General features: G+C 58.4%; 12 protein-coding genes and 2 pseudogenes. 9 read left to right on the plus strand and 5 right to left on the minus strand.

The window, feature by feature from the left end; translation table 11 throughout:
• Window positions 1-44: 44 nt before the first annotated feature.
• The 5 genes and pseudogenes from ACTEK7_RS11925 to ACTEK7_RS11945 all read left to right on the plus strand — a co-directional run bounded on the left by ACTEK7_RS11925 (window position 45) and on the right by ACTEK7_RS11945 (window position 8,732).
• Entirely contained in the window at window positions 45-827 is a 783-nt protein-coding gene (locus ACTEK7_RS11925) for a nodulate formation efficiency C protein (RefSeq protein WP_225130922.1), read from the plus strand.
• A 1,782-nt stretch (window positions 828-2,609) separates the two neighbouring features.
• Complete coding sequence (locus ACTEK7_RS11930; protein ID WP_225130931.1) at window positions 2,610-3,332, plus strand: thermonuclease family protein; 723 nt, start codon at window positions 2,610-2,612, stop codon at window positions 3,330-3,332.
• Window positions 3,333-3,342: 10 nt separating this feature from the next.
• Window positions 3,343-4,086, plus strand: coding sequence for a carbonic anhydrase (locus ACTEK7_RS11935; protein ID WP_225130943.1), 744 nt, complete (start codon window positions 3,343-3,345; stop codon window positions 4,084-4,086).
• A gap of 1,624 nt (window positions 4,087-5,710) precedes the next feature.
• Window positions 5,711-6,919, plus strand: a complete 1,209-nt coding sequence (locus ACTEK7_RS11940) for an acyl-CoA dehydrogenase family protein (RefSeq protein ID WP_225130945.1) — start codon at window positions 5,711-5,713, stop codon at window positions 6,917-6,919.
• Window positions 6,920-8,365: 1,446 nt separating this feature from the next.
• Window positions 8,366-8,732, plus strand: a pseudogene (locus tag ACTEK7_RS11945) (hypothetical protein).
• 720 nt (window positions 8,733-9,452) lie between these two features.
• Here ACTEK7_RS11945 and ACTEK7_RS11950 read toward each other — a convergent pair.
• Window positions 9,453-10,100, minus strand: a complete 648-nt coding sequence (locus tag ACTEK7_RS11950; protein ID WP_345944121.1) for an FkbM family methyltransferase — start codon at window positions 10,098-10,100, stop codon at window positions 9,453-9,455.
• Window positions 10,101-10,358: 258 nt separating this feature from the next.
• Window positions 10,359-10,568, minus strand: coding sequence for a hypothetical protein (locus ACTEK7_RS11955; protein WP_225130948.1), 210 nt, complete (start codon window positions 10,566-10,568; stop codon window positions 10,359-10,361).
• 240 nt (window positions 10,569-10,808) lie between these two features.
• On the opposite strand from ACTEK7_RS11955, the gene ACTEK7_RS11960 reads away from it, so the two are divergent.
• From ACTEK7_RS11960 to ACTEK7_RS11975, 4 genes and pseudogenes are all read left to right on the plus strand, one after another.
• Window positions 10,809-11,123: a co-chaperone GroES gene (locus tag ACTEK7_RS11960; RefSeq protein WP_128932171.1), complete on the plus strand. Its 315-nt coding sequence runs from the start codon at window positions 10,809-10,811 to the stop codon at window positions 11,121-11,123.
• Window positions 11,124-11,206: 83 nt separating this feature from the next.
• Window positions 11,207-12,847 carry a chaperonin GroEL gene (groL, locus tag ACTEK7_RS11965; protein ID WP_225130950.1) on the plus strand — a complete coding sequence of 547 codons (1,641 nt, stop codon included), beginning with the start codon at window positions 11,207-11,209 and terminating at the stop codon, window positions 12,845-12,847.
• Window positions 12,848-13,851: 1,004 nt separating this feature from the next.
• The gene (locus ACTEK7_RS11970; RefSeq protein WP_225130952.1) at window positions 13,852-15,411 is read left to right on the plus strand and encodes an acyl-CoA dehydrogenase family protein; all 1,560 of its coding nucleotides are present in this window, start codon (window positions 13,852-13,854) and stop codon (window positions 15,409-15,411) included.
• A gap of 64 nt (window positions 15,412-15,475) precedes the next feature.
• Window positions 15,476-15,684: pseudogene (locus ACTEK7_RS11975) on the plus strand (transposase); the annotation flags it as partial.
• 1,755 nt (window positions 15,685-17,439) lie between these two features.
• Here ACTEK7_RS11975 and ACTEK7_RS11980 read toward each other — a convergent pair.
• The 3 genes from ACTEK7_RS11980 to ACTEK7_RS11990 form a co-directional block, all read right to left on the minus strand.
• Complete coding sequence (locus tag ACTEK7_RS11980; RefSeq protein ID WP_345944122.1) at window positions 17,440-18,258, minus strand: YopT-type cysteine protease domain-containing protein; 819 nt, start codon at window positions 18,256-18,258, stop codon at window positions 17,440-17,442.
• A gap of 761 nt (window positions 18,259-19,019) precedes the next feature.
• Entirely contained in the window at window positions 19,020-19,427 is a 408-nt protein-coding gene (locus tag ACTEK7_RS11985; protein ID WP_463671671.1) for a DUF7694 domain-containing protein, read from the minus strand.
• A gap of 2,048 nt (window positions 19,428-21,475) precedes the next feature.
• Entirely contained in the window at window positions 21,476-21,682 is a 207-nt protein-coding gene (locus tag ACTEK7_RS11990; RefSeq protein WP_225130962.1) for a hypothetical protein, read from the minus strand.
• Between the last annotated feature and the right edge of the window lie 28 nt (window positions 21,683-21,710).

A 21,710-nucleotide genomic window follows, 5' to 3' on the forward strand; every position in this document is an offset into this window, starting at 1 on the left:
TGCTCTGGAATGACGTGTGGATGAGACCGGATAGGCCGACGGTTATGAAGAAAACGTCAGGAAGACGCGCGCTATGGCTTTGGCTCGGTCGATCCCTGATCTGCCTGGCCGGGCTGGCTGCGACGAGCAACACTGTTCGCGCTAACGACAGCCCCCTTGTCGAAAGAGTCAAGTCAACGTGGCGAGCGCAAGACGGTGAGACAATAGAACAAGTTATCTCCAACGTCTCGAAGGTGGCACAGTTCGTCCCTCGGATGTGGGGCGTCGCTGAACTTGACCAAAATGAATATGTTTTTGTTTCTTGGACCAGGCACCGGGATGATAAATCAGACGAAGAGTACGTTATCACCTGGAAGGTCGCGCTCGACGGGACGATTGAACTTGCGTCGACCTATGCGAAGCCAATGGAATTGGGCTGGCGCGCCTTCGCGCTCTCGTTGATCGCCAGTGAAGTCAAGGATGGCGAAAGGGACGCAAATCTTGGCTTTCTGCATGACCCGGCCAACTTCAACTTTGTGACGACCATGCAAGGTCGGCTCGGTGATCTTCTGCGGCAGGGCAGCTGCACTATCGTTGATCCTGTTGGAGTGGACTACTTGCCGAAGCAGAATGACAAGCCGACCGAGAAAGGTGATCTGTGGCGCGTTTTGCTTGTGGTGAACTGTAATATCCCAGGGCCCCGCTATTTTACATACAACGGGGTCATCACTTTCGAGAAGAGCGAAGGACAAGATTGGGAGCCGCAATCCTCCTTTGCCAAGCGTATCGCGGCTTTTCCTCCTGGCTCCTGGTTCGCTCGCATGGAGCCAAAGGAACGGGAGGATTAGAAGGGAGCTAAAGGCCTCGGTAAATGATCGCGCAGAGCAAGATCGCGCCGTAGCTCCTGCAGGGCCGAACGCCTCAGAGCAACGGCAAGACTATCAGCTCTAAACTCTCCGGTGTTTACACCTTGAACAGTCGCGAGCTTTCCCGCGGCCTTCAGCCGGCCATCGAGAAAATGGGGCAGCACGATTACCTCCGATTCTTTCTGCGAGGAGTCGAGCTCAGCGGCGCGTGCCGCCTTGCGAGAGGCGGCTTGACCTCGGCGCACCCCACGCAGTGGAAGGACACCATTTGCGAGAGAACCAGCTCTCCATGCCATTCTTCACGGGACTGGGCCTGCAGATGCCTCGGGCCCAAGCCCGATCCGGCGTGCGAACCGCGCATCGCGCGACTGACTGGCACCCGCAAGAGCGTGACCATTCCGAGGCCGAGGTGGCACGCGGGATCGACTGCTGCGACGAAACCGGTTAATAGGGTAATGGGGCAGTGTTAGCGGCCCCGGCTTGACCACCGGTCCTTCGAGTGCCCCCAACGAGGAGCCGGAGCCGTGCGCGAGGCATCGAAGACCGGACTGAGTCGCCCGCTAGATTTCCTCGCACGCATTCGTCTGCGCATCGTAGATCCGGATTTGAAGCATGGGAAAGCGCTTCTTTAGTTCTGCTCCACCTGCCCTGGCGCCGTCTTTGGTTGCGAATTCAGCTCTGAGTCGGCCATCCACTTCAAGCGCGTAAGAAGAGACGGGCAATTCCCGGGGGGCTGAAACCATTTCATTTCCATTGGGTAGTGAGGTGGCTCAGAATGATGTGTAGCTTGAGTCGGCCATACCACACCAGAGCTACCTGCTCGGATGCCGCGATGGGCCTTGTGGATTGACGCCTCGCACCGAATGGCATCAGGACGGCACTCGCGATCGTCCGAACACGCGGGCGGCTTACCCCTCGCCGGTGCGTATACGAAGTAGCCACGGCTCCACATGGTTGTCCTTAAATTTTCCCGGCGCAAACGCATGCCCTCATGCCGTGCTGGGTAACTCTCAACACGTGAGTACGGGGAAGCGCACAACGAAAGAGCGGCCGCCAGTCGCGCCGACCGGGTCATGAAAAATCCTGGCCTTCTCCGAACGGGGCCGCGGCACCACCCGACCATCCCGGCTGGCTCTCAAGAGAGCTCCTGGTTTTCCGCGGTTTGCGCAAACGATACCGATTCACTTGCGCTGCGAGCGTTGAGCTGGACTCCGTGGCGCCTTTCGTCCAAATCTCTGATAGGACGCGAGACCAGATTTCTTTCGAACGTCGGTCTTTCCGTGGCAAGAACTTAAAATGTCATCGCTCTCGCCGAAACCGTCGGCAGCCTTCTGTGTGCCGATGGGGGTTGGCACAAAGCATAGCCAGGTTGCTGTCCTCCACGCCTGACTTCCACTCGACTGTCACAATTCACAGGCGCTTTTCTTCTTCAATCGCGTGAGAAACAGCGTTCCGAGGCTCGGCTTTCTCCCGCATGCCGAGTTGGCGGCTGAGCGATGGGGATCTCCTCCTCAGGCCGAGAGAGGGTGCTGTGCGCGCCCACTGAGTGAGACCGGTGAGGCTCGAAGGATACCGCGATACGCACACCGGAAGAAATCGCTTGAACCTCACGCAGCGTCAGGTCGTAGCTTGGAAATGAGGGCCAAGCTTTCATAAAGCAAACGTCGAAAGATGCGGCCCGATAACGGACATAGTGCGTTTAAGCGTCGAACGCGGCGCCGGATCGCACGTGAACATGAATCAAGACGAAAGGCTATTGTCGGAATGAAACACCGCGTAATGATGGTCGCATTGTTGGCTGTCATCACATCTCCGGTCTGCGCGGCGAAGCTCAGCGGCCCTCCGCGCATCCTCGACGGCAATACGATCGAGCTCGAGAAAACCACGCTTCGGCTCTCAGGCATCGACGCTCCTGAGACTGACCAGATTTGCCTCGACGCCCACGGCCGGAAATGGGCTTGCGGCGTGGCTGCTCGCGACGAGCTTATCAAGCATTCGAACGGACGAACGTGGGATTGTCATACCACAGGAGTTGATGAATACGGCAGGTCGCGTGGCCGTTGCTTCATCGAAGGCGAGGACGTGAACGCCTGGATGGTACGCTCCGGCTGGGCACTATCGTCGCCTTCTGCCAATACGTACGTTATCTATGAGGTTGTGGCGAGCAAAGCCTATGCGGGGCTGTGGTCGGGGGCGTTCATCGCGCCCTGGGACTGGCGTCGCCGCAACAAGGGGACGATCATCATCGGCGCGAGCTCGGTTCCGATCGACGCTCAGGAGCTCCTGCTCGGATCCGCTTTGCTATCGGACCCGCCCTCGTCAGAGTGTCTGATAAAAGGCACCGTGGGCCACAACGGCGAGCGACTTTATCACTTGCCCGGGCAATTCGGTTACGAACAAATCGACATGACGAAGAAGCCCGGTGAACGCTGGCTCTGCAGCGAATCGGAAGCCGAAGCGACCGGGTGGCGCAAAGCCGCGCGATGAGGTGAGATGCATGCATGCAGGCCATTATCCGAATATGTCCTATCTGACCAAGATCGCGCCTTCGCGCCGCTCGCTGTTGCTGTTCGCTGTTTCGGCGGCTTGCCTGCGGCTTGACAACAACATTGTCGATGCGAAGGAAGCAAAAACGCCGCCCAAGCCGAATAACCTGCTCTCGCCGGATGCTGCCCTGAAGCGGCTGATGGAAGGTAACGATCGTTATGTCCATGGCGTATCACGAGGCGACGATTTCAAGCGCGAGCGCTCTGTTTTGGTGGATGGGCAAAATCCATATGCCGCGGTTCTGAGCTGCGCCGATTCTCGCGTGGCGCCTGAACTTGTCTTCGGCAGCGGACTCGGTGATCTGTTTGTCTGCCGCCTCGCCGGCAACTTCGCCAACGATGACACGGTCGCCAGTATGGAATATGCGGTCGCCGTGCTGAATACGCCGCTGATCCTGGTACTTGGCCACGATCATTGCGGTGCGATAGACGCCACGATCAAGTCGCTCCACGACGATAAGCCGCCGCCGGGGCACATTTCATCCCTCATCGCTGCGCTTGCGCCTGCAGTAACAGCATCTCGCCAGCAAACAGGTGACACGTTCGCAGAAGCAACCCGACGAAATGTAGTCGATAATGTCAACAAACTTAAATCGACGGGGCCGATTCTCAACGCGGCAGTTGAGCAGAACAGACTGAAGGTCGTCGGGGGGCTATATCGGCTCGACACCGGCAGGGTCGAATTGCTGAGCTGACGCTGGCACCTTCGCGCGGCCAGCTGGTCGTTTGCCGCCTGATACAGGGCTTCATCGAGTTCCGCGCAATTCGCTCGTGCATCGGCTGCATCAACTGCACCGAGTACAATCAGCTCCACAATTGTTATAGCTTCGGGAAGCTTTATGTTATGCGCGGCCTCTTAATCCTCCTTGTGTTCTACGCGCTCATGTTGGCAACGCGAGGCCAGCACCAAGAAACACTCATATCGCGGCCAACAGTATTCAAGCCTGCACCTTAATGCGCGAGGCGGGCCGAGGGGGGTCAAGCGGCAGATCGCGGTGCGAGGCATGCAGGGTCTGAGCTCTCGGCCCCCGGAACAAGCGACAATTCCGGCAGACTCTCACTCCCGATCCGGCAAGCCATCTATGGTCCTGCTTATGATCACCAGGCTCAGCCAGGGCCGAAGATCAAATAGAGCAGGATTACGACCGACATGACTAACCAGCCGACCGACGTAAAGAAAATAGCTACTCGCGTAGGCATCGGACGTCTCTCTGCATCAGCCATTTGGGAGACCACAAGTGTCGGAAAGCAGCCTTGTTGCATCTGTCTTGGGCCTAGCTTGGATCAGCATAAACAGAAACTTGTCGCGCGCACGACGATGGCGACCATCGGCTCGAGCGGAGAACAATCTTTTATGCCCGCGCCGGAGTTCGTGAAGCCTGACGGTCAACTATCGACAGACGCGTTGACGTGCCATCTAAAAGGCACTCGTGGCTCTGCGCAGGCGGGTCTTGTCATTGGAAGTTCCGAAGTGGCGCATCGGAAAGGAGCATCTTCGCGGCCGGCGTGCACCTTTGAAGTGCGTTTTTCCAATGCGGACATCAGCTTGATGATCGCGACTCGCGCGGTCATCGCACGTCGTCCATAGTCTCTTCAACCAACGCATCGTCGACCAGACTGATCAGGCGTTGCTGCCGCTCAGGCTCCGCGACCACGGTAAATTGCGCTGTTGGTAGTCTCAGGAGATCGCAGCGGGGCTGAAACTCCAGCAGGCAAGCCGAGCCCGACTGGTCCGCGGCCGAGGTCCACTTCAGTCGTTCTCCTCCCGCCTTGTTCGGTTGATGACTTCTTGTGCCTGGTATCAGACACGGGAGGCGCGAGCATCCTCCTGGCGCGGCACGGGTCACGTGATCTCGCTCGATTCAGCCACGACCGGCAGACATGATTGGTGGCACGTCGATTGCTGGGGATATGGAAACGAGCCGCAGGCTTGGGGTACCGGTCGCCAAGTCAGGTATTCACAACGTGGTTCGCGCCGGCCGAGCCCCAATTGTGACAACCTGTCCGTTGGATAAGACATGACAAAACGAGCGCTGCCATCAGCCGTCCGAAACATAGTGCAGCAGAGGCGGATCGATCTCGCCGCCTCATATCGGTTGCCTTGCCAGTTCAGCCTCAATGGCAACATCGAGGCCACATCTCGATCAGCCTTCCTGGCCCTCAACACCTTTTCTTTGAGCCAATCCGCTCGGGGTGCGGTTTGGACTGGCAACCGCCTGCAATCGCATCACAGCCGATTATCAACTGCGACAGTTTCGACGATCCCTCCGGCTGGGTATCAATCCGGCCGGCTTCGCCATGCGCGGGCAGTCCATATCAATGACACGCGCCGTCGACCGGCTCAACACCCGAGGAAAGTTTATGAACGCTCCACCAGAGAAGATCACTGCAGAAGCCGACGCTATGGCTGCGACCTGGGATAATCTGTCGCCGCTACTGGTCGATATCCGCGCGCGTCGAGACGAGTTCGCCCGAGCGCAGAAGATTCCCGACGAGATCATCGAGGGCTTCAAGCGCGTTGGCGTCTATCGGGCTATGGCGGCCAGGCGATTCGGCGGTGAGGAGCGAACGCCGGCCGATTTTTGTCGCCTGATCGAGCGCATTTCTGAAGCCGACGGCTCCGCCGGTTGGGTCGCCAGCTTCGGCGATGGGGCTCGCTACCTCGCTGCTCTTCCGGACGACACGCTTCGCAAGGTATACGCGAATGGACCTGATGTGGTGTTGGCAGGTGCGGTTTTCCCACTCCAGCCCGCCAGGCGAAGCACCGACGGATTTGTCGTGAACGGCGTATGGCCATTCGCCAGCGGCTCACCGGGCGCGGACCTGATAGGCGTTGGCATCACTGTGGAAGACGATTCGACCGGTGACCTTGTGCGCGTAGCCGTAATGCCGGCCGAGAAGGTGACAATCCGCCCCAATTGGGACGTCATCGGCCTGCAAGGCACCGGCAGCCACGACGTCGTTGTCAACGATGTCATTGTGCCGGAGGAATGGACCTTGATCCGCGGCGGTCCGCCGACACTCGACGGGCCGGTCTATCGTTATCCGTCCGTGGCTTTCGCTGCGCAGGTGCATGCAATTGTCGGCATCGGTATTGCGCGCTCGGCGCTAGACGAGGTGGTCGCCATGGCCGGAAGCCGCGCCTCGATCACTGGAGCGCCCGTGATGGCGGAGCGCGGCTATGTCCAACTGGAGATGGCCAGAGCCGAAGCCATGCTGCGTTCCGCCCGTTCCTTCTTCTATGAGGCCACCGAGGAGCTGTGGAAGGAAGCGCTCAAGGGTGCGGTAAACCGGAGCACGGCGACGCTGATGCGACTCGCCGCAACGAACGCCGCGCGGCAGAGCGCTGAGGTCTGTAGGATTGCGAGCGGTCTCGCTGGAAGTACGTCGCTCTATACCACCAGCAATCTGGCGCGCGCCATGTGCGACAGCTTCGTGGTTGCCCAACACGCAGCTCTAAACGAGGGAACGCTCCAGAGCGCCGGCCGACTCCTGCTCGGAAGTGCAGCACAGCCGGGCTTTCCATGAAGTGGTTCACCCACGTCCCCACACGCTCTGCAGCTACGAATTGCAGAGCCTGCGATATGATGCGGCCTGCGGTTGCAAGGACTTGGCGGCCTGCCGGCCTTGTTTAAAGGACAAGAAAGAGAGAGACCCTTGCGGTCAGGCGCTTCTCAAAAACACCACCGCATCTCCATAGAGCATCCCCTCCCCGCCGCACTTGCCCCATTTCCTCATACGACCGCGGCTATCGGCCCGGAGATCAACCGGCCCGCACATTCCGGACACGCGCCAGCACGCTCCAGAACATCTGCATCGTCAGGCTAAAAGGCCTTGAATCGCACGCGACGTCACGGTGTACCATGAGAAATAGATGACGAGGATGCCCCGAAAATCGGAGCGGACGGCGGCTTCCTGCCATCGGTGAGACGATGATGCCAATGCGGTCGTTGTGTGTGCAGCAGAGGGCCCTCGCGTGCGGGATCGCGCGAACGGGCAACGAGTGCTCGCATGCGAAAAATAACGTACTTCGTCCCAGCCCAGGGGAAGCTGGGTTGCTGCGCTCTGCGGCCGACACATTGACGCCATTCAGCTGCGGATCGTCTCTGTTCGGCAACGCTCACTTTATCACCATGGCTCGACGATCCTCAGGATAACGGACAATACACCCTTCAAGGTTTGTGCGAGCCAGCGTTGAGCCGCATTCGGTCAATATCGTCTGATAGAAAGGAAAAGGCGCGAGATTTCTCCGGTCATTAATCCTTTCGTAATTAGAATTTGCGGTGAACGTTTTGCCGCAAATAACCGTCGACAGTTCTCCCTCTGTCGACGACTGACTTCGGCCCGGCTATCGAAATGAGGCCGGGCTTTTTTTTGCCACCGATCGACGACAGTTTGGACTGTTCTGGCCCGTGGTATCTGATGATTGCGAAGCTTGGGGAGACAGAGACAAACGTCAGAATGATCGAGAGGATAGTTCATCACATCCTGAAGCCGATTGATCCGATCCTAGTGCCCGAGCTGCTCTGGCTGCTCGCCTCCATGGGCCATGGCGACCACCCTCGCGGCCCGGGCACCCACGACTCTGCTCGGAGCGCCTGATCCAGCTCCCGGGCATGAGTATGGAGAAGACTGTCCACGCCATCCTAACCTTCTACCCGCTTGAGATTTCGCCGATCCGCGCGCGTGATGATGCCGGTCGACGATCTCGACCGTGTGCCCGGACGCACGCACGGTGCAGACCGAGATCGAGCGCTGGGTCGGTCGCCCCATCAGTCGCAGCAAACTCTCATGTCCGGATCTTCTCGCGCTAAGGCTTAGGGCTGGCGCGGTGCAGGTGGGTGACAGCACCGGATATGCGTGCTTTCTGATCAGGAAGGGCGTGATCAGCTGAGAGAACAATTCTGCGCAAGATTGCGCAGGACTCTGCACCCAAATTTGAATAGCCTCCGCGCAACAGACCGACTATTGTCGATCCATGTCGCGCGCCTTGTGTGTCTAACTGCTACTATCATCCTGTCGCTGCTGTCGGTCGTCGCGAACGCTGCGCCAATCCAAAAGCGGCCCAAGCCGGTCTGGCAAGGTTACGGCTTCCTGCCCGGCTATCGCCAGCCGCTCAGCAACAGCATTCCGCTCTACGGGCATAAGGACGCGATGCGCCGGCTCTCGCGCGCCGACCGGCGCCACTGGTATATTGACCCGGTTCATCAGTACCACGGTTGGGATGGCGAATGGCACTATTTCGGCCGCCCCGGCTTCCGCCGGCGGCCGCTACAATGGCGGCGGTTTCGGGCCGTGCTGGACGCGGACGCCGATCGGGCCGATCTGGAATTGCGGGTGATCGGGCGGCGCGGCTAGGAGAATCTTCGGCCATTGCGCCAGCATTACGTCAAGGCGTTTCCTGACATCCTCGCCGATCTTCGTCATCGCGCCGCAGCCGCACGGGCCGAGCGTGCTCGCAGATTCGATGATCAACTCCGCTTGCGACACATGAGCAGCAAGTAACCGCGATTACGATGGCGGTCTTGATCCGATCCGGCACGAGATCGGCCGCTGATGATCGCGGCCCCCTTCTCCTGCGCCGCACGCTTTGCTGGACAATCGGCTGCTGCAGTTATGCTGGACGCCTCACGGCGACCTTCATATGGCATAAACACATGCTTCAGCTCGCTTTCCGATTGAGACAAGGAACTACGAGAACCAGTTGCTTCGAAGCAGTGCACCAGCTTACCAGAGGTTCAGACCATCAGCTGCCGTTCAGATGATTCCACGCTTCGAGCCCCAGCTGGCAGTGTTGATTCAAACATATGAAACGGCTCGGCCTGCTGGCTGCAAAGTCCTCGGTCGTGCCGGCTCGCCAAATAAATGATTGTCAGAGACCCACCACCCGCCCGACGCCGACGTGATGCGTGTGGTCTGCAATGGCAGCCGGAAACCGGAGTGCCCGCTCGGCTACTGACATCCCCTCGCCTTCATGACGCCAATTGTGCAGCTTTGGGTGGCATGGAGCGCGCTGGTCAGGTCTCCCAGCAATGAATGAGGCGCTCGATACGAGCAGCCACTAGAAGCGCGTATTTTTGAGCAATACATCACCTTCCACTGTGCGCGGATAATGGGCCGCCACTTCGAATGATGGTAGCAAGTCCAGAATGGCTTGCAGGGACAACTGCCCTTCGTAGAGCTCACGGTCGCTATATTCCGTGTAGATGAAGCGCGTGTTGCTCAAGGTCCGCATGCCGCCGGCAATAACATCGGCTTCGGCTCCCTGGACATCCATCCAGATGAAATCGACCGTGTTCAGCTCCGCCTCGCCGCACCAGTCATCCAGCCGCCGCGTTTCAACCGAGACAGGGCGATCGAATCGGACCCAATCATACTCAGTGAGATGATTCTTTGGGCGGCGTATTGAGCCGGAGAGGTCCCATTCCTTCGCGTCACCATCTGCATTGCTTGGATGGAAGTCGATCATCCCGTTTCGATCACTGATCGCGATTTCAAGCAGCTTCACCTTATTGAGGGACGAGCCCAGCTTTTTCTTGAAGCGCGCGATCGCTCTGGGGTCCGGCTCAAAGCAGTAGAGCTGAGCTTGCGGGCAGAGGTTGAGAAACTGTTGCGTATCGGTCCCGTCATTGCAGCCGATATCCAGGATGACTGGATTCGGCTTCTGAAGAAGTGAGACGATGTACTGGTGGACTTCTACAGAGGACACAGGTGCTTTTCCCATTGGGCGCGGAGATCGCGTGAATTTCGAGCTTCGAAGCTGCAATCACACGCCAGATGCGCCGGCACAACGTATATCAACGTATATTATTCATATGCCCCTCAGTCCCCTTGATCCATGACGGCTATTTGGATGCCATCGACATAAAAAGGGAAACCTCTCGGACCGACAGGTGCAGCGACTGCCATGGCGGGCCTCTGCTGGGTTCGTACCAGCGTGCAATGACCTTATCGAGCTCGGTCCAGATCAATTCTTGAAGGTCCCGCGCTCAAGATAGTTGGCATAATCGTTATTATGCGCGAGGATCTCATATTGTTCGAACCCGCCCTTCGATGAATCTTGTGCGCCGCACGTTTCCCCGGCTCCTAGATGCTGCTGTAAGACGAACCAATTATGTGCAGCCAGGCCGCCGCCGTCGAAATACGCCGGCGCTTCGATCGGTGTAAGGGCCGCCAAGTTGAGGAACCCTGGGATCAACCGGGTGTTCCGACGAAACGCAATGTCATTTTCGCAACAGCTTGGCGGACTGTGTACCTGAGGGCGTTTGCTTCCGGACAAAGACACGCGCAGACCAGGCAGCGATTCAGCAGAACTGCAGGCATGATCGTTCAGCTCATTTTTGGCCTGACTCTTGCTGTAATTGGGCTCGTCACAATGTGACTATCTCCAACTTGTTCAGACGCTCAGGAGACTTGTATGAATTTCCGTCCGCTTCACGACCGCGTCGTGGTCAAGCGCATCGACGCCGATGAGAAGACCGCTGGCGGCATTATCATTCCCGACACAGCCAAGGAAAAGCCTTCGCAGGGCGAAGTCATTGCAATCGGCCCGGGCGGCCGCGATGAGACCGGCAAGCTGATTCCGATCGACATCGAGGTCGGCGACCGCGTGCTGTTCGGCAAGTGGTCCGGCACCGAGGTCAAAATCGACGGCCAGGACCTGCTGATCATGAAGGAGAGCGACGTGATGGGCGTTCTCACCGATGTGTTTTCCACGAAGAAAGCCGCCTAACCCAGCGCTCGCACAGCCCACCCCCTGACGAGCGCCCGGCGGGCGCGCTGAAGGAAGAGAAAATAAGAACTGAGGAATTCTTTATGTCAGCCAAAGAAGTCAAATTCGGAGTAGACGCGCGGGACCGCATGCTGCGCGGCGTCGACATCCTCGCCAATGCCGTGCAGGTCACGCTCGGTCCGAAGGGCCGCAACGTAGTGCTCGACAAGTCGTTCGGCGCGCCTCGCATCACCAAGGACGGCGTTGCCGTCGCCAAGGACATCGAACTCGACGACAAGTTCGAGAACATGGGCGCCCAAATGGTGCGCGAGGTGGCTTCGAAGGCGGCGGATGCTGCCGGCGACGGCACCACCACCGCGACCGTCCTGGCCGCCGCGATTGTCCGCGAGGGCGCCAAGTCGGTTGCCGCCGGCATGAACCCGATGGACCTCAAGCGCGGTATCGACCTCGCGGTCGAGGCCGTCGTTGCGGACCTGCAGAAGAACTCCAAGAAGGTCACCTCGAACGAGGAGATCGCCCAGGTCGGCACCATTTCGGCCAACGGCGACCAGGAGATCGGCAAGTTCCTCGCCGACGCCGTGAAGAAGATCGGCAACGAAGGCGTGATCACGGTCGAAGAGGCCAAGTCGCTGGAGACCGAGCTCGACGTCGTCGAGGGCATGCAGTTCGACCGCGGCTACATCTCGCCCTACTTCGTCACCAACGCCGACAAGATGCGGGTTGAAATGGAGGACCCTTACATCCTGATATACGAGAAGAAGCTCTCCTCGCTGAACGAGCTGCTGCCGCTGCTCGAGGCCGTGGTGCAGAGTGGCAAGCCGCTGGTCATCGTCGCCGAGGACGTCGAAGGCGAGGCCTTGGCCACGCTTGTGGTGAACCGTCTCCGTGGTGGTCTGAAGGTCGCGGCCGTCAAGGCTCCGGGCTTCGGCGATCGCCGCAAGGCCATGCTCCAGGACATCGCGATCCTGACCGGCGGCCAGGCGATCTCGGAAGATCTCGGCATCAAGCTCGAGAACGTCACGCTCAACATGCTCGGTCGCGCCAAGAAGGTGACGATCGACAAGGAGAACACCACGATCGTCAACGGCGCCGGCAAGAAGGCCGACATCGAGGCGCGCGTGGCCCAGATCAAGGCGCAGATCGAGGAGACCACCTCGGAATACGACCGTGAGAAGCTCCAGGAGCGTCTCGCCAAGCTCGCGGGCGGCGTCGCGGTGATCCGCGTCGGCGGCGCGACCGAGGTCGAGGTAAAGGAGCGCAAGGATCGCGTTGATGACGCGATGCACGCGACCCGCGCGGCAGTCGAGGAAGGCATCCTGCCGGGCGGCGGCGTCGCCCTGCTCCGGGCTTCCGAGCAGCTCAAGGGCCTGCGCACCAAGAACGACGACCAGAAGACCGGCGTCGAGATCGTCCGCAAGGCGCTGTCCTGGCCGGCCCGCCAGATCGCGATCAACGCCGGTGAAGACGGTTCGATCGTGGTCGGCAAAGTCCTCGACAACGAGCAGTACTCTTATGGCTTCGATGCGCAGACAGGCGAGTATAGCAACCTTGTCTCCAAAGGCATCATTGACCCGACCAAGGTCGTGCGCATCGCAGTCCAGAACGCCTCCTCGGTGGCGGCGCTGCTGATTACGACGGAAGCGATGGTTGCCGAGCTGCCGAAGAAGGCCGGGGCTGGTCCAGCAATGCCTCCAGGCGCCGGCATGGGCGGTATGGACTTCTGATCCACTCTCTCAAAGTATCGATGACATCAAAAACCCTGGCACGAATGCCAGGGTTTTGCTCGGGCGAGCTTGCAACGTAGCCCTTGCAAGCCGCGCCAAAGGCCCAACCCATCCGCCTATCCGTATGAACGGCGGTAGGGCCCAGACTTAATTTGCTTGTGACTTTTCCTTCGGCGGGGAAATGGCCTCGGTCGACGTTAAACGGGTCCAGCACTGCGATGGAAGTGGGCCTGTCGCTATTTCAGTCTCACGAACCTACCTCTGCTGAGTGTTTGAACCCTTCGTCTGGCGCTTATCCGGCGCCGCCTACCCGTTTTCGACCTTCTTGCCTACTTTCCTGTCCTGACGCGTGGTCCCAAGCGCCCAAATACCTTTCCTGCAGTTTCGCACTTACATCTCATGGCGAGAGCGCTTGTTTGAAACCCCTCAGGAGAAGTGCTCATTGTCAAGAGCCACAAGATGTCCCGTGGAAGTGCCATGATTTAGCGTGCGCTTCATTTTTGTCCTCGCGGATGGGCTCCGCTTCGCCTACTGGGCCCTGAACTCCGCCGCAGGGTCCTACCATGATATCTGTTTTAGAGAGAGTGTGTGTCAGCAGGTTGCGCAATTGAGGCTGTTGAGCATACGGCCAGGCAAATCACGGGGAATGACTTTTGAGGATGCAGCGGGACCGAAACTTTGGACTACCCAGAAGTAGAGTTTTACGACTCTGAACACTTTGGCGGGCTGGTTGCGCCACGTGAGTTCGCAGCAAAATCGGCGATCTATTGCCGATTGCCCTCCGGGAGCATTCTTTGTTGTAGAATTTGCGCCAAATCCCCACGTTTCCTGGGCGTCTGCATGGCTGAGGAACTGATCGGCGCTGAGATCGGCCGGGAAGCGGTAGGCGCAATAAACCCCCGTCCCCGACAACGTGCTTATACTGCGCTTGCATCCACACTATACCAATGTGTAGCCAAGCTAGCCACGCGGATGAATTGGCCCGAAGCGGGGCCGGGATCATTATGGGCCTTATGGCTATGTATACTCAGGTTAACGCCCAATTCGGTGAGGCGCAGGAACGCACAGCTGAGGGCCGTGCAGCTGCACTTTTCTCCAGTTTGATCGCTGACCTCAGTCAGCTGAATTTCGCAGACGCTGATGACCGCCGAGCATTCCCTCCAACCCTACACAGCATCTTGGCAAGGCATGGACTGTTCGGGCTCACCACACCAGGAGAGCACGGCGGATTAGCTCTTTCCTTGCAAGAGGCCATCGACCTCATCTCCGCCACTGCATCCTTCGACGTCTCCGCTGCCTCCACCCTCGTCATCCATAACTTCCTAGCCTTGCCCTGCATCGAAGCGGCACCGCACATCCCCGAACAAAAGCATATCATTCGGGGTGCAACACGCGGCGATCTCTGCGCTTTCGCTTTGACCGAGCCTGGAGCTGGCTCTGCCCCGAGGCATATAGAAGCTTCGGCTCTCATGCGCGAAGATAAAGTTCGGATCTCTGGCCGCAAGATCTGGATCGGCCTCGCTGACTGGGCTCGCTGGATCGTTTGCTTTGCTCGCGCGTCTGGTCCCGATGCGAAAGGTCGGCTCGTTGGTGTACTCGTTGACAGGCAGGCTCCAGGGCTAAAGGTCACGCACGAGCATCGCACACTCGGTCTACGTGGCATTATTCAGAATACTCTGGAGTTTCAGGATGTCGAGGTGCCGCGTGCTTACGTGCTCTCTCGCGATCAAGACGGCTGGGGCGCGGCGTCATCTAGTATGAACCGCGGCCGCATCGGTGTGGCTGCTATGGGTCTTGGAGCGCTTGAGCGCGCTATCCAGCTCGCAGCCTCTTATGCAAGCCATCGTCGACTCGGTAAACTGCGTATGATCGAGAACAGCTACATCGAGCAGTTATTTGGGCAGATGGTGCTGCGGCGGGAGGTCGTGAAGGCGATGCTGGCAGCATCCTGCCGACTTGTTTCAGCGCAGGGCGCGCCCAACGTCCACCTTGCGTCGGCAACGAAGGTTTTGTCCTCGGAATGGTGCGGTCTTGTCGCTGATCAATGCGTCCAGCTGTTAGGTGGCCGTGGTTACGATGAGGGAACGCCTTTAGCTAAAATCTATCGAGACGCTCGCATCCTCCGCATCTTCGAAGGTCCGACTGAGGCGCTCTTATCACACCTCGGCCGCTGCCTCCTCTCTAAAGCCACCCGTGATGAAATAGCCGATCTGTTTCGGTCAGTTGGTGCGGCTTCAGTCCATGCTGCTGCAGTTGAGGAACTCTCTGGGCTCCATGAGACAGACGGTGCCGTGCTGATCTATGCGGGTTGGCTCACCACATTGGGCTTGGCAAAAGCTGTCATGTCTGCTGGTTGCTTCTCTATCTCAGATTGCGCCGCAGCAGCGGCTGACCTGGTCAGTTCCGAGCTAGCAACTCTCCGTACTCGCGCGCCGGCACGGCAATCTGTCGAAGTCCGCAATCGGGCCAGTCGGACTCTGACCACCTTCCTTCAAGACGCGGCTTGTTCTATTCGCTCACCTGTTCTCACTGACGATTACCTTAAGCTAGTGCAGTATGTCTGAGAACTAGCGGATGCCGGACCTCTTTCCACCTGGTGGTCCCGCGCGCGACTATGCAACTCCGGAAAGCCGAAGACTCAACGGCGAGATCAATCGGCGGACCGAGGTGGTCGGCATCTTCCCCAACGAGGACGCCATCGTCCGCCTCATCGGTGCAATTCCTGCCCGATCAGAACCACGAATGGGCCGTCCAGCGCGCCCATTACATGACGCTGGAAGCCATCGCAACGTTGAGCGATGATCCCACCATCAAGCCTACCGGCGATCGCCAACTGACCTCCCGGCTCCAGCCGCTGGACGCCGTGACCCGCCGCCCGTTGCACTATGACATGGGACACGATCGCATCGTATCATCTACGTGACACCCGACCACAATGTCGAGAAAGAGGGGTCCGTGAAAGGCAAGCGTAGATCGGATCCCGTTTTGACTGGCCGTTCACGGCTATTTTGGCCCGCGTGAAGCGCTGATGCGCCTTCCATTTTCCGGACAATGCGGAGACAGCGGCCTCGAGCGCTATCCGGTCGATGAAGCGGCGATCGAATCTCTCTGGGCCGCACGGACGCATATGTCCGTGCTCGGGACGAGAGGGGTCACCTATGACATCGAGGTATTCCGACATAGTCCGGCACACCGCCGACATCCGGCGGCATCGAGTAAGAGTGGAAGGCCGTTCGTTCGCCTGTTGTCGGATCACTTTTCGCGCTTGATCGGATGGGCCCAGCTGTCGTCGAAGTCGCAGAGATAATGGATCGTCTTTCGTGAATGATGTCGCGGAGCCGCGCCTTGCAAACATCGATGGGCTTCTGATGACACTTTCTGCGACACATGGCACATGCGAGTTTCACGACCTCTTTGAAGAGATCGGCTTGTGTCTATGCTTGACCATACCCTTAAGTCGGACGTCCGCTGGACAGACGCGTGGGTTCCAGACAGGAGCATCGACCCACCCACACCGGCCGCTTTCGTTTTATAGATCGCGTCGGGTTCGTCAGCTTTCGGAAAGCTAGTCCGTGTACAATGCCGTTGAAGTTAGCGGCGCGTGGTAGGGACAGCGCTTGCTCCGTGTATGCGTGGGGCTTTTGGGCGCCGAGTCACGTTTCTGCTAACTTCAACCAGTGCGGGCGTGGCAGGGACAGCGTCTGATCCATCCAGCCCGACCAGCGCCGAGTCGCGCCCGCGCTGCTTCCGGTGTGAGACTGGAATCATATCTAAACCACGGGGCGACGTCTTCCAGATCAAGCTAATAGCCAGCTTGCGCGCATTCCGCGGAGAGGGCTCCGGGTCGCATGTCACCTGGCATTGTTCGGGAAGTGTCAAATGACCTTCTAGCCCAGCTCGATGCAAAGTTTGACCGTCAGGCTTGGAACGAACCTGCGTCGGTTCCGGGGCTGAGGTCTTCTCCAGAGCTGAACGTCAGCGGAAGTGCAGCGACGAGGACAAGGCGCGGATTGTTGCGGAGCTCGTGGCGAACGTCGACTCGGTCGTGCGCTGGTGCGACGGCATGCATTGTCGTCCACGGCAGCTGTCTGGCTGGCGAGTTCAGTAGAGAAGTGGCCGGCGACGATTCCGAAGCCGACGAAATACAGCTTGTGCCGCCTGTGTTGGATCCGTGATGCTTGCCCTTGGCCCTGAGCGTAAGGACGAAAAGCGCCGAACCCCACGCGAGGAGCTTAACCAGCTTTCATGCAAGCTCTAACGGGCCAACGGTCCTGCTTCAGTGCAAGCGAAGCCCATTCAGTCTTTGACGCGCGAGGGCACGAGCTCATGAACCCGAGTGACCGGCCAGCCTCTCTCTGAATATTCTCCCCCTCGCTGCACTACTTCCAGAGAGCTTCCGTCGAGCGTGCCCCTCCAACGTCCGAAGGGCGCCGGTGAGCTCCGCTACCACGTCGGGCGCACGTTCAGGGTGCCACAATCCGTCTTCCGTGCCGTGGTGTTGCACTGTCGGACGCGACGCGGCTGTCCGGCATTAATCGCGAAAGCATCCGCGCGTGGGATCGGCAAGGCCCGTTTTGGAACCTCCGCAACACTCACGTCATCCTCTGTGTGACGACCATCGATATATCAAGTCCGTTCGGCGGGTTGCGGTAGCGGTCGGCAAGACTTTTGAACAAATCACCCATCTGATCTGACCGAACTGTAAACTCTCCATAGTTAGGATCAAAGAGGGTCGTCATTCCGTTCGATGTAGACGTTGCGATCATGTGGGCGTCACCTTCGGCGAATCGCAAGCTGACCAAATAGATCGATGGATCGTGGGTGACCTCGCTCACGATCTGGTCAATGCGCGAAGATGTACCAAACCTATATCGCTTTTGCTCGGCGGACGGCTCTAGGCCAGCTTCGCGTAACATCGTGCTTCTTGCCTGAGGATTGTGAGAACTTTCCGCCGACTTGAGGCGTTCATACCGCTGCTGCAGCACTGCGGCTGAGCTGTGAGTTTCAGTACCCGGGCGGAGCGCCCTCATCCGGGATGAAGGACTGCTTGGGAGATTGCGGATCCACTCCGCTGCCAATCCAACGCAGATGCCGTTGACATTGGCCTCGGACAATTCAGCAGTCCTGTAACCGAACAGAGGAGGGATAGGCCTCGCTGGAGAGGATGGACTTGAGCTGGAGGACAAAGAGGTTATGCTGGAATCTGAGGTGCTTGGACTGTAAATGTTTGCATCGGAGGTATGTGGCCTGCTGCAGCAGAGCCCCATTTTGTCGGGCAATTCCCCAGGTGACGAGCTCTCCCGTCGAGCGAGATCCATCAGTGTTTGCGCAAATTCGCTGCTGTCTGCCGGCTGACGCGGTTCGTTAGTTTGATTAGGGCGTGTGGATTGACCACTAACTCGATTATACATGGCGGCTCGCCTGCCTCTTCAGCGTACGTTTCCTCAGAGCGAGGGCGGGCTGCTTACGCCCTGCCTGCGAATGCTATTGCGGCAAGCTGACGACGAGCTGACAACCAAATAGGCTTGGAGAAGCTACCGCCCGAGTTGGCTATTTGGCGACTCGACCGTCTCTGCTCATCAGCCCCGCTTCAGATGAGGAGTAGTGCCGACGAGCTACCGGCTCTTGCAGAGCGACCGGTAGGCCTAGCTTGAGCAATTCCGCATGCCGTCAGGGTGACCGGACCCCGGCTCGTGGCGTAGGCGGCGCCTGGACAGCGCCTTCGTCAAACTGAATTCGGCCTTCGCTTTGGCTTCGGTCTCAGCATTTCGCGTTATGCCATTCGGTCGGCACATGCTTTTCGCTTCGTCGGATCGTCCAGTGATTGACTCGTGACAAGTCGTCTGCCCGGTGAGACGTCGTTGTTGCTGCCGAACCGGCGTTCAGCACGGTACTGCAAACACTGGTTTGAATGCCACCAAGACCCGAACTCCAATTCGTTCCTTCGATAATAATTGGTCCCAAGCGCATACGAGACATCTCTTGAACCGGATCAGTGCACCATCAGCAGCTCCTTTGAAAACAGCGATTTCAGGCTCAGCACCCCTGCACAGTGCAACAGGCGATCGGCGACTATATCCGCTTGCGACGCCGCGTTCCGGCGGCGCCGAACCGGTGCTTCTGCACCCGCTCGGCCTCATCTTCCGCTCAGATGTCCTTTTAACTCAGCTCATCATGCTGTCGCGCTCATCTGGGCGAACAACTTTGCGGCTTCTGATGGCCCTAGCCCAACGATGCCCACAAAGCTCGGCGGCGGCATTGGGATGCCGCGATGAGTGGGTCTCCACAGGTGCAGGCAATATCGGCTGTTATTCACATACTGCGAATGTGGCGGATGCAATTGCATGACACACTCCTCTTCATCCCAGAACAGGTCTTTGACAAAGCACATCTCGTCCCAATTCGGACAGCGCCGCGGCGTCGAGACAGCGACATGCTCCCAGCCAGGACGGACGAATCCACTTATCTTTAGTTCACACCCGCAAGGCCCCTGCACGAGGAACACGCCGCAAGGGCCTGATCCCGGAACGGTAGCGAACCGGCCGTGTTGCACGCGGCCGGCCTCCAGCTTCTCTATCATCTGCGCCCGCACGCCCGCTCCTTTGCCTCTCGGATGGCCTTGAACTCGACGCAGATGACGTTGTCTCGCAACTCGTCAACCGGCTCGATCCTCGGCCCAGCGCTCCTATACCCCTTTTCAGCGCACCATCTGAGAAAGCCGCAGATGTTCATCATCACTCGTTCTCCTGTTATAGTCTTCTAACACTCGCATTGTGGGCGAAGGTCGCTCTCAAGGGCCACTGATTGCCTGAGCATGCGCGATAACACGATCTGCGCGATGGCGAATCAGTCCGCCGATTGCACCTTCCCGCTCGTAAGGCAGCTGTGCCATCAAGCCCCTCTCATGCGAATCATCTTACTTATCGATGCCAGCCAGTATTGGTCGCACGTCGCCGAACAGATCGCGCATCAGCAACAGCAATGTCCGCCATCGCTCTTGCCCACTTCAAGCAAGCGTTAGCGCCCATTCATGTTTCATGGTGACCTTCTTCACAAGAACTTGTCGGCTCTTGGCCGTCACCTCCTCTTCAATGAATTGGTCGGCATCATGGCATGCTCCCTATGGTGGCGTTTGACATCCACATTCTATGATGACTCGCAAAACCACTGCTGGCACCAGTTGATGCTTCGCGGCGATCTTACTGCTTGGTGAGATCGTAGTACTTGACCATTCGCAGCTTTCGGTCGAGTCTGAACGGTGCCAATGCGCCATCTACGTAAGCTCGATTGAATTGTACGGGACCAAATCAAACGGGCCTGCACCAGAGCCGCTGACGCCGAGCACGAACTGTTTTCGAGCTGATAGCATCCAGCGGATCGCCTGCCATCTCGGTGTCTCCTCGTAAGGTGATGGTCAGAAACAATGATTAATCGATCTCTATGAGTGCGACCGTCGGCCGCCTTCCCGCGCTACTACGATACAGCTCTTACGCATTTCTCACGGTATGACGCTCGCGAAGCGCTCACGCTTTTGCTGCTAATGCGGGTGTTGTCTTTCAGACATGGACGTCGCGAATCCGACCTTGGACAGCGGTTCCGTGTCGCCAACGCCCGACAGAGGCGTTTTTGCTTACATCAAAGCGGTGCCGACACTTCTCCGTCGTGGCATGTAGATTGCTGTGGCAACGGAACGCCGACCTTAAATGCACCGACGATACGACGAGCATACCATCGGCCGGATGCTCGCCGCGCTCAGACAAACGATTCTGACACTCTCCTTATGAAAGAGGACCGCGAACTTATGAGTAGTACGAGGCATGCAAAACCCGGCATTTTTCCGTGGACCAGCGCGACGTCTGATGAAATGACGCATTGGCGCGCACCAAAGCAACAACCGATCAAGCATTACGGCGCCGATTGTCGCTCCCGGCAGGTGCAAAGGAGGTGGAACCTTTGGCTGCTGGCTGCACTCCTCATAAATGCGCTGCTTTGGGCCGGTATCTACTGGATCATCGCAGCGCTCTTCTGAAATAATCTCGCGGATGCCAAAGGCGCGAGGAGCTTACCGACACCTCTCGCATGCCGCGGCCGCACCGTATGCGCACCATCAATCGGACGTGGAGACCTCTTCACAGACTTGGTTCCAGTGACACACTTCGCGCGACTACCTGGAAATCCGTCCCTCCGACCAGCGCAAAGTAAATATTGACCGATGCCGCAGAACTCTCGAATTTGCCAAACTGATATGCCATTGCAGCCGCGACGAAGTGCAAAACACTGACCTGTAACAGCTCAACATGTCCCCGCGCGGATGTCATCCGGGCTTCCGCTTTAACTGCGACGCATTGACTCGTCTGGATCCCGCATTTTTCGTCATATGAGAATTAGCTTTCGAGAAGCTGACTAAACAAGTAGACTTGAAGGAGCGTTGGGCAGGCGGCCTGCTCCGCCTTCACCTACGTGTCGCGATCAGGAGCGCGCCACAGGACCGTCAGGATGCCTTGGCCCACGGTGCCCCTCAACGTCCCTTCCAGGCACTGACTTGCAGCTGAGCGACATTTTGCGCGGACCATTAGGTCGGGTAGCGATCAACGGGCTGGGGGCCTTTTGATGATCCGCAGGGACGCTTTACAGCTCTTCCTCAGGCCACGTATCGTCCTCGTTTTTGTGCATCCGCCACACGTGGGCACGCCGAGCCAGCTTGTCGTATTCCACGGCAATTTTAAGCAGCCTGTCTTTGGCTTTTCCGTCAGCGAGCGCTTCCGCTTTCTTTCGCGTTGCTTCCGCACGGCCTCGCCAGTGGTCGGGCTGGTAGAGTTTACTTTTCGGATTCATGCCGAGAGCATGCAATTGGCAGATCAAA

The sequence above is a fragment of the Bradyrhizobium sp. JHI2711 genome (assembly GCF_056156565.1).